Origin of the sequence: Streptomyces sp. NPDC053513, from assembly GCF_044544765.1 — a bacterium.
GTDB classification, from domain to species: domain Bacteria; phylum Actinomycetota; class Actinomycetes; order Streptomycetales; family Streptomycetaceae; genus Streptomyces; species Streptomyces litmocidini.
In genome coordinates, this window is sequence record NZ_JBITXP010000003.1 from 319316 (window position 1) to 328625 (window position 9310).

Genomic DNA, 9310 nt, shown 5'->3' on the forward strand with positions numbered 1-9310 from the left:
GGGAACCGTCGGCAGGACGGGCCCTAGCGGTCGAGGAACCGCCGCAGGCCCGTCCGTACGCCCTCCGTGGGCACGGTGGCGGCGAAGCAGGCCGCCTCGACGGCGAGTCCCTCGTCGATCGGCAGGCCGATCCCGCGGGTGACCGCGCGCAGGCAGGCCGCCACCGCCGTCGGGGCGTGCCGGGTGACGCGCGCGGCCAGGTCCCGTGCCGCGTCGAGGAGTTCGCCGGCGGGCACGACGCGGTTGACGAGACCGATCTCGGCGGCCCGGGCGGCCGGGACCGGATCGCCGGTCAGGATCATCTCCAGACCGCGCTTGCGGCCGACATGGCGCGGCAGCCGCTGGGACCCGCCGAAGGGCGGCGGGAAGCCGAGGGAGATCTCGGGCTTGGCGAAGGTCGCGTGCTCGGCGGCGATCGCGAGCGGCGCGGCCTCGGTGAGCTCGCAACCTCCCCCGTACGCGAGGCCGTTGACTGCCACGATCACCGGCTTGGGGAGCTCCTCGATCCGCCGGGTCAGCGCGTGCCCCCGGCGGACCACCTCCCGCAGCGCGCGCTCGGGCCCGCCCGCGATGCTGTCCGCCAGGAACGGGATGTCCGCCCCCGCGCTGAACGCCCTGCGTCCGGCGCCGGTCAGGACGACGGCCCGGACGCGGTCGTCGGACTCGGCGCGGTCCAGTGCGGCGAGCAGCGCGTCGATCGTCGGAGGGTCGAGGGCGTTGAGCTTGTGTTCCCTGTCGATGGTGATCGTGACGACCTCGTCGTCCCGCTCGGTGCGGACGGTCATGCCGGCTCCTCCGATGCGCCTGGGTGCGGACGCACCGAGGCTAGGAGCCGCCCTCCGGGACGAGCCATCTATTGTCCTGGATACAAGTCCTGTCCGTCCTCTGCCGGATGTGGGTGCCGCGTGCGACCGCCCTCCTACAAAGCCGTCGTCGACGAGTTCGCCGCCGCGATCCGCTCCGGCGCGATCCCGGCGGGCGCCCGGCTCCCGACGCACCGGGCCCTCGCCCGGGAACGGCGGATCGCGCTGGCCACCGCCACCCGGGTCTACGCCGAACTCGCCGCCCTGGGACTGGTGGTGGGCGAGCCGGGCCGGGGGACGTTCGTCCGCGAACGATCCGGCTACGACGGGCTCGAACCGTCACGCGTGCTGCCGGTGCCCCGGCTGGCGGACCTGTCCTTCAACCAGCCACTGGCCCCGGGCCAGACGGAACTGCTGCGGCGGGCCCTGCGCGAGCTGGCGGCGACGGGGGACGCCGGGGCGCTGCTCCACCAGCATCCGCCGGGCGGACTCCGGCGCGACCGGGCGGTCGTGGCCACGTATCTGCTGGGGCGGGGGATCGACGTCCCGCCGCGGGACGTCCTGCTGACGGGCGGGGCCCAGCAGGCGCTCGACGTCGTCCTGCGCGCGCTCACCCGGCCCGGCGACGTCCTCGCCGTCGATGCGCTCAGCTATCCGGGCATCAAGCTCCTCGCCTCGGCGCACAGCCTCGAACTCGCCCCCGTCCCGGTCACCCCGGCGGGCCCCGACCTCGACGCCCTCGACCGGCTGTGCCGCGACCGGCCCGTCCGGGCCGTCTACACCCAGCCGACCGTGCACAACCCGCTCGGCTGGGTCCTCGACCGGGAGCGGCGCGACCGTCTCGTCGCCGTCGCCCGGTCGCGGGACTGCCTGATCGTCGAGGACGGCACCCACGCCTTCCTCGACGCGTCGCCGCCCCCGCCGCTCCAGGCCCTCGCGCCCGAACGCACCTGCCATGTCGCCGGCCTGTCGAAGAACGTGGCACCCGGCCTGCGGTTCGGCTTCGCCGTCCTGCCCGGCCGCCACGTCGAGCGGGTCGCCCGGAGCCTGCGCGCGGCGGCCTGGGGAGCCCCGGGGATCGTCACCGCGCTCGCCACCCGCTGGCTCTCCGACGGCACGGTGACGCGCCTGGAGGAAAGCCGCCGCGCGGACGCGGCCGTCCGGCAGGGCATCGCCCGCGCGGCGCTGGCCGGCCTGGACGTCACGGCCCACCCCGCCTCGTACACGGTCTGGCTCGGTCTGGAGCCGCACCAGCGGCCCGACCACGTGGCGGCCGCGCTCGCGGCGGAAGGGATCCTCGTGTCCACCGCGGACGCCTTCGCCACCGGTCCCCACCGCCCCCGGGCGCTCCGGCTGGCGCTGGCCACCCCGCCCCCGGACGAACTCCGGGGCGCACTGCACCGTTTGAGGGCCACGATCGAGGCGATCCCGCCGTGATCCGCTCGCCGGCACCGCTTCCGGTCGCTCACCGGTGCCGCTTCCGGATCCGCGCCGGCGCTCCTCCCGGTCGCGCTCCGGCGCTACCCCTTGCCGCGGGTGACGACGGCGCCGAAGAGGGCCAGGCCCTTGATCACGACGCGGGGCGTGCCCGGCCTGCCGATGCGCCGGGCGGCGCGCCTGTCGAAGACGCCGAAGAGCCCGAGGCCCCGCACCTCGACCTCGATGTCCTCCGGGACGACGATCCTGGTGCCTCCCCACAGGGCGACGGCGCGGATCTCGGTGTCCTGTTCGCTGAAGCGCGCCTCGGTGAGGTCGATCTTGCCGCCGCCCCACATCGACCAGACCGTCATGCGGGGCGGCACCACCCAGGGGCCCTTCCGCACGAAGCCGCCGAAGACGCCGACGACGAGGCCGCGCGAGTCCGCGGGCCGGTCCACCACGAGGGAGTCCCGGGGGCCGGGGCGCGGCAGGCCGCGGCAGGCCTGCTCCAGGTCGCCCCGGGTGCGCGAGGCGTGCACCTCGTCGAGGCGGCCCGCCAGGTCCGCCAGCGGCAGCCGGCCGCTCCCGACGGCGGCCCGCAGCCGCTCCTCGGCGTCGGAACGCTCGCGGTCCGACGCGAGGACGTCCAGGTCGTGCCGGGTCATGGGGTCGATCCTCCGAGGTAGGCGGCGAGGACAGAGGCCAGGGCGGCGCGATGGGCGGCGTCGTGCTCGGGCCGGTCGGGGTCGTGTCCGAGGTCGGCGAGCCAGTAGCGCCGGCCGAGGGCGTAGCCGTACGCGCCGGCCATGCCGAGCAGGACGACCTGCTCGATCCGTGCCCGGTCGGGGCCCTCGGGCGGGGGGAGCACCGAGCGGACGCCCTCCTCCATCACGTCGACGAGGCGGGAGAGGTTCGTGGGGGAGTCCGGGGCGGTTCCGTCGTCCCAGCCGTGGAGCTGGGACCAGGTCCACAGCCGGACGTACCGCTCGTCGGCGAGGATGTCGAAGAGCACCTCGGTCATGCCGTCCGCGTACGGCACGCTGCCGTCAGCCCGCATGCGCTCCCGTACGAGCTCCCGCTTGCGCTCGTTCTCGCGCTCCAGGACGGCCCGCACCAGGGCCCGGTAGGTCCCGAAGTAGTGGGTGACGAGCCCGTGGGTCACCCCGGCCGCCTCGGCGACCCGGCGCAGCCCCACTCCGTCGGGCCCGTGCCGGGCGATGAGCTCGGTGGCGGCGTCCAGGATCTCGGCGCGCGCCTCGTCCGGGGTACGCCGGCGTCGTGCGGCAGGCATGGCCCTTCCCTTGTTGGCAGAGTGGACAACAGCTTGTTGTCCACTCTGCCAACAAGCTGAACACCGGTCAACTCGCCCGGCAGGGCGAGGGGATGAGGCATAGCGAGGTCGTGGGACGAAGGGGTGGCCGAATCACCGACGGCGCGATTAACGTCGCCACCATGGATCGGAACGAGCGTTCACTTCACGCCTCTTCGTTCGGTGCGGCGGCCGTCGCCTACGCAGAGCACCGCCCGGACTACGCCCGGGCCGCGGTGGACTGGGCACTCGAGGCCGCGTCCGGTCCGCGCGTGCTCGACCTCGGCGCCGGAACGGGCAAACTCACCGCCGCCCTGGTCGCGAGGGGCGTCGAGGTCGTCGCGGTCGAGCCCGACCCGGCGATGCTGGCCGAACTGCGCCGCGCGCTGCCGGACGTCCGGGCCCTGTCGGGCGGCGCGGAGTCGATCCCGCTGCCGGACGGGTCCGTCGACGCCGTGGTCGCCGGCAACGCCATGCACTGGTTCGACATGGCCGTGGCGGGGCCCGAGATCGCCAGGGTCCTCACGCCGCGCGGCGTCCTGGCCGGCCTCTGGAACGTCATGGACGACGCGGTCGACTGGGTCGCGGGGCTCGCGCGGGTCGGCGGGACCGCGGCCGTCGGCCCGCGGGACACCCCCGCCGCCTGGCGCGCCGCGACGGCGGACATGCACCTCCCGGGGAACGGCGACGCCGCGCGGTTCGGCTCGCCGGAGCAGGCCGTGTTCCCGCACGGACAGCGGCGCACCGCCGAGTCCCTCGTGGCGACGCTCGCGACGCGCGCGGGCGTCCTGGTCATGCCGGAGCCCGAGCGGGAGGACCTGCTGGGCCGGATCCGCGCGTTCCTGGCGGACAGGCCGGAGACCGCCGACGGGGAGTTCACCCTTCCGATGCGGACCGGCGTGCTGCGCGTCCGGAGGCTGTGAAGCAGCGGTGAGGGCCCGGGGGGCGACCGGTGAAAACGGTTGGCCTGAACGACTCGACGGAACGGCCTTCGATCATGGAAACTGATCGGCAACAGGCCGGAAAATGGCCTGAGTTAGTCAAGTAACGACAACTGCGGGGGATGACATGGCAACACTCACTCTTCGTCGATCGGCGCGCATAGCGGGTGCGCTGGCCGGAGCGGCACTGATCGTCGGCGGCACGACCGGCGTCTCGAACGCCGCCGTGACGCCTCCTCCCGGGCCGAGCCCGTTCGACGCCGTCGGGAAGTACGGCGTGGTCACGAGCACGCACCCGGACACCGTGGGCTGCAACGGCTACAAGGTGGTCGGGTCGGGAACCGTCACCGGCAACCGGATCACCGGCACCGGCACCTGGTCGCAGACGGAGGACGCCTGTACCGCGAAGGTCCCCGGCCAGTGGGACATCAACGGCAAGGTGACGGTCACTCAGACCGACGGCTCCCACCTCTACTTCACCTACCACCTCAGTGCGCCGCTGACGTCGGACACCATGGTGTACCCGTCCGGCACGTTCACGATCACCGGTGGAGACGGCGCCTTCGACGAGGCGGTCGGCAGCGGCAAGATGAACGCCACGGTCAACCTGCTGGACAAGGACCACGTCACCGCCAACCTGTCCGGATCCATGGGTTTCCGGTGGCAGATCTGACCTAGGGCCGACTGATCGCGGATGACGTCCCGTCGGCGTCCTCCGCTCCTGGAACCGGCCTCGCCGTGGGTGAGGCCGGTTCCGCTTTCCTGTGCGCGACGCACGCGTCGAACGTCTCGACGGAAGACTCCCCGATCAGGGAAGCTGTCCCCAACAGCCCATCATCTGGGCCTAGTTGGGATGGATCCGACACATTCGGGGGAGAACATGGCAAGAGCTGCCCGTCACCGGTTCGCGCGCATAGCGGGCGTGGTGGCCGCAACGGTACTGATCGCCGGCGGTACGGCAGGCGTCACGTACGCCGCCGGGACCGGCCCCTCGGCCGTCGTCGCCGAGACCTACCTTCCCACCGTCGACATCACCAGCAACTTCGCGGTGGTCGCGACCGTGCACCCCGACACCGTGGGCTGCAACGGCTACAACGTGACCGGGACGGGGACCTCCACCGGCAAGCCGGTCACCACCGCCACCTGGGCGCAGAAGGAAGTGGTGTGCACCGCGACCATCCCCGGAAAGTACGACATCAAGGGGACGGCGACCATGACGGAGCCCGACGGCGACCGGCTCAACATCAGCTACGCCCTCACCGCCCCGCTGACCTCGGACACCATGGTCTACCCGACCGGCACCTTCAAGATCATCGGCGGTTCCGGCAACTACGAGTTCGCGACCGGCAGCGGCAGGATGACGGCCCGCGTCAACCTCCTGGACCACGACCACGTCAGCAGCTCCCTGCTGGGGGACATCCTGTACCTCGGCTGATCCCGGTCTCCGACCACGTACTCGCCACGTACTCGCAAGGGGCCGCACCATGAAGAGCACGATGCAGGACCGCGAGCTGCTGGTTCGCGACATCCTCGCGCACGGACAACGCGTCTACGGGGACAGCCGGGTGGTGCGATGTGCCGACGGGCCGACCGCACGGTCCGCACAGACCTTCGCCGACATCGCCCACCAGGCCGAACAGCTCGCCGCCGCCCTCTCCCGACTGGGCGTGCGACGCGGCGAACGGGTCGCCACCCTGGCCTGGAACACCCCCGAGCACCTGGTGGCGTACCTCGCCGTACCGAGCATGGGGGCGGTGCTGCACACCCTCAACCTCCGCCTCCACCAGGACCAGTTGGGCTACATCGTCGAACACGCCGAGGACGCCGTCCTCCTCGTCGACGCGACCCTCCTGGACATGCTCCCGCCCTTACGGGACCGGCTGGGCGGCGTGCGCCACCTGGTCGTCATCGGCGACGCGCCGGAGGTGGAACTGCCCGCGCACATCGCCGTACACCGCTGGGACGAACTGCTCGCGGCCGAACGGCCCGGCTTCGACTGGCCCGACCTGGACGAACGGGAAGCGGCCGCGCTCTGCTACACGACCGGCACCACCGGCAACCCCAAGGGCGTGGCCTACAGCCACCGCTCGATCACCCTCCACACGCTCGGCGTCTCGGCCGGCGCCGGATTCGCGATGCACGACGGCGACCGCGTCCTGCCGATCGTGCCCATGTTCCACGCCAACGCCTGGGGCTGGCCCTACGCCGCCTGGCTGGCGGGCTCCGACCTCATCATGAACGGCCGCCGGCTGCACACCCCGGACCTGGCCCGGATCATCAACGAGGAACGGCCCACCGCCGTCGCGGCGATCTGCACCATCTGGAACAGCCTGGTCCACCACGGCGAGCAGCACCCGCTGGACCTGAGCGGCGTACGACTGGCCGGCTGCGGCGGCGCCACCCCGCCGCGCGCCCTGCTCAAGGAGCTCAAGGACCGCTACGGCGTCCGGCTGAAGCAGGGCTGGGGACTGACCGAGACCAGCCCCCTCGCCACCTTCGCCGTCCCCCCGCACGGCACCCCGGACGAGGACGAGGTCGACTGGCTGGCCAAGAGCGGCCGCCTCATGCCCTTCGTCGACGCCCGGCTGATCGCGGAGGACGGCAGCGAACAGCCCTGGGACGGACGCTCGGTGGGCGAACTGGAACTGCGCGGTCCCTGGGTCACCGGCTCGTACTTCAACACCGAGGACGCCGACGAGAAGTTCCACGACGGCTGGCTGCGCACCGGGGACCTGGGAGTGATCGAACCGGGCGGCTGGGTGGTCGTCAGCGACCGGCTCAAGGACGGCATCAAGAGCGGCGGCGAGTGGATCTCCACCATCGAGCTCGAGAACGCGATCATCGAGCACCCCGCCGTACTGGAGGCCGTTGTGGTCGGCGTGCCCGACCCGCGCTGGGAGGAGCGCCCCCTGGCCTGCGTGTCCCTGGTGCCGGGCGCCGGGGTCGGCGGGGACGAGCTCCGGGAGTTCCTGACCGGACGGGTGGCGCGCTGGTGGATACCGGAGCGCTGGTCCTTCGTCGACGCGGTGCCCAAGACCAGCGTCGGCAAGTACGACAAGCGGGCGGTGCGGAGCTTGTACGGGGAGGGGGCCCTCGACGTCTGGACCCCCGGCGACTCCGGCGACTCCGGACGGCCCGGCGATTCCGGCGACTCGGGACGGTCCGACGGCTCCGGACGGTCCCGTGAGTCCGGCGAGGCCGGTGCGCAGGTGCCGCCCGCCGAGTGAACGGAGGAGGCGGCGCCCCCGGACGATCCGGGGGCGCCGCCTCCTTCCGTACGGCTCAGACCGCCGCCTCCTCCCGTACGGCTCAGACCGCCGTCGCGCGCGTGGCCTCGGCCAGCAGCTCCCGCTGCTCGTCGGGGCCGAGGCCCAGTTCCCGCACCATCCGCAGCGACAGGACGAGGTGGGCCTGCATCCTCGGCTCCGGGCCGAGCCGCTCGTCGCCGGCCGCCGTGGCCCCGTGCAGTCCCTCGGCGAACAGGCCCTCCAGGGCCGCCGGGTCGAAGTCCTCCGCGCCGGCCTCCAGCGAGCCGAGGAACTCCGCGACGTACCCGCCGATCTCCTCCGCCGCCGCGCCCCGCGGGAAGCGGCGGCGGACGACGAGCCCGAAGGCGGCGCCGACCGCCTGCCCGTACCCCGGGGCGGTCGGGTCGAGGACGGCGGACTTCTGCGCGAACCCGATGAAGTCGAACGCCCACAGCGCGCCCAGCACGTCGAGTTCGGTGGAGCTGGTGGTGGCGGTGGTCATGACGGCTCACCTTCTGCCGTGAGGGAGGCGGTCGTGGTGTTCTGGGCGGCGGCCGTGACCGCCGCCGCGGTGCGCTCGGCGTCGCGGCCGACGAAGCCGATCAGCGCCGAGCCGCGGGTGCGCATCCGGTAGAGCCCCAGGTAGTGGCTGCCGGGCAGCACCCCCGTGCCCTCCGTGTGCCGGGGCTGCCCGTCCTCGTCGAGCATCGCCGGGTCGAGCCAGCTCCAGTCGGTCCGGTAGCCGGTCGCCCAGATCACCGTGGACGGCTTGACGCGCTCGCCGTCGGCGGTGACCAGCTCGGCGCCCTCGGCCGCGGTGATCCGGCCCACGGTCCGCATCTCGCCCGCCGCGACCAGCTCGGGCACCCGGTCGCCGACGATCGGGTCCGGCGCCTGCATGTTCACCGGAAGGCTCATCACACCGATGACGCTCATCCACCAGAACATGTCCCGCCCGACCACGGTCTGCGGCAGGGGCGGCGACACCTTGTCGCTGCAGCTGAGCACCACGCTGTGGGACGCGGACAGCTCCGCGGCTATCTGCCGGCCGGAGTTGCCGTCGCCGACGACCACCACCGTGCCCGGCGGCACCTGGGAGGGCCCGCGGTACTCGCTGGTGTGCAGGGTCGGCACGTCCGCGCTCAGCCCGGTCGCGAACTCCGGAAGCCGGGGGGCGCCGAACGGGCCGGTCGCGATCACGACCTGCCCGGCGCGGCAGTCGCCGTGCGCGGTGGACAGCAGATAGCCGTCACCGTCCCTGCGCAGCGACAGCACCCTGTGGTCGGTCAGCACCGGGATGTCGAACCGCCCGGCGTACTCCCGCAGATACGCCACGACCTCGTCCTTGCCCGGATAGTGCGCGCCGGCCCCGGGGAAGGGCAGGCCCGGCAGCCCGGAGAACTGCGCGGACGTGAACAGCTTCAGGGAGTCCCAGCGCCGCTCCCAGGTCTCGCCGACCTCGCTGCCGGCGTCGAGGACCACGCACTCCACGCCGGCCCGCCGCAGGTGGTACGCGGCGGCGAGCCCGGACTGGCCCCCTCCGACGACAGCGACCGGCACGGTGGCCGGCAACGCGCTCATCGGCCCGCT

At 73.2% G+C, this 9310-nt stretch carries 10 protein-coding genes; 5 read left to right on the top strand and 5 right to left on the bottom strand.

The window, feature by feature from the left end; all coding sequences use genetic code 11:
- Window positions 1–23: 23 nt before the first annotated feature.
- A complete protein-coding gene (locus ACIGW4_RS07130; protein ID WP_123458570.1) occupies window positions 24–785 on the bottom strand; it encodes an enoyl-CoA hydratase-related protein in 762 nt (253 codons plus the stop codon).
- 120 nt (window positions 786–905) lie between these two features.
- Here ACIGW4_RS07130 and ACIGW4_RS07135 point away from each other — a divergent pair, with 120 nt between their 5' ends.
- The gene (locus ACIGW4_RS07135; protein ID WP_399578917.1) at window positions 906–2240 is read left to right on the top strand and encodes a PLP-dependent aminotransferase family protein; all 1335 of its coding nucleotides are present in this window, start codon (window positions 906–908) and stop codon (window positions 2238–2240) included.
- Window positions 2241–2323: 83 nt separating this feature from the next.
- Here the strand turns inward: ACIGW4_RS07135 and ACIGW4_RS07140 are convergent, their stop codons facing one another.
- Together ACIGW4_RS07140 and ACIGW4_RS07145 are read right to left on the bottom strand one after the other, a co-directional pair.
- Window positions 2324–2887: a DUF1707 domain-containing protein gene (locus ACIGW4_RS07140; protein ID WP_399578919.1), complete on the bottom strand. Its 564-nt coding sequence runs from the start codon at window positions 2885–2887 to the stop codon at window positions 2324–2326.
- Window positions 2884–3513 (bottom strand): TetR/AcrR family transcriptional regulator, encoded by a 630-nt coding sequence (locus tag ACIGW4_RS07145; RefSeq protein WP_399578922.1) that lies wholly within the window; start codon window positions 3511–3513, stop codon window positions 2884–2886. The genes ACIGW4_RS07140 and ACIGW4_RS07145 overlap by 4 nt, the downstream gene beginning before the upstream one ends.
- 161 nt (window positions 3514–3674) lie before the next feature.
- Between ACIGW4_RS07145 and ACIGW4_RS07150 the strand changes: the two genes are divergently transcribed.
- The 4 genes from ACIGW4_RS07150 (at window position 3675) to ACIGW4_RS07165 (ending at window position 7699) form a co-directional block, all read left to right on the top strand.
- Window positions 3675–4454 (top strand): class I SAM-dependent methyltransferase, encoded by a 780-nt coding sequence (locus tag ACIGW4_RS07150; protein WP_399578923.1) that lies wholly within the window; start codon window positions 3675–3677, stop codon window positions 4452–4454.
- A 145-nt stretch (window positions 4455–4599) separates the two neighbouring features.
- The gene (locus ACIGW4_RS07155) at window positions 4600–5145 is read left to right on the top strand and encodes a hypothetical protein (protein WP_148086984.1); all 546 of its coding nucleotides are present in this window, start codon (window positions 4600–4602) and stop codon (window positions 5143–5145) included.
- 252 nt (window positions 5146–5397) lie between these two features.
- A complete protein-coding gene (locus tag ACIGW4_RS07160) occupies window positions 5398–5907 on the top strand; it encodes a hypothetical protein (protein ID WP_398714277.1) in 510 nt (169 codons plus the stop codon).
- Between the two features lie 49 nt (window positions 5908–5956).
- Window positions 5957–7699: a long-chain fatty acid--CoA ligase gene (locus ACIGW4_RS07165; protein WP_398714279.1), complete on the top strand. Its 1743-nt coding sequence runs from the start codon at window positions 5957–5959 to the stop codon at window positions 7697–7699.
- Between the two features lie 82 nt (window positions 7700–7781).
- On the opposite strand, the gene ACIGW4_RS07170 is transcribed toward ACIGW4_RS07165, so the two are convergent.
- Together ACIGW4_RS07170 and ACIGW4_RS07175 are read right to left on the bottom strand one after the other, a co-directional pair.
- Complete coding sequence (locus ACIGW4_RS07170; protein WP_399578924.1) at window positions 7782–8222, bottom strand: hypothetical protein; 441 nt, start codon at window positions 8220–8222, stop codon at window positions 7782–7784.
- Entirely contained in the window at window positions 8219–9301 is a 1083-nt protein-coding gene (locus ACIGW4_RS07175; RefSeq protein ID WP_398714283.1) for a flavin-containing monooxygenase, read from the bottom strand. Before ACIGW4_RS07175 ends, ACIGW4_RS07170 begins: the two co-directional genes overlap by 4 nt.
- Window positions 9302–9310 lie beyond the last annotated feature (9 nt).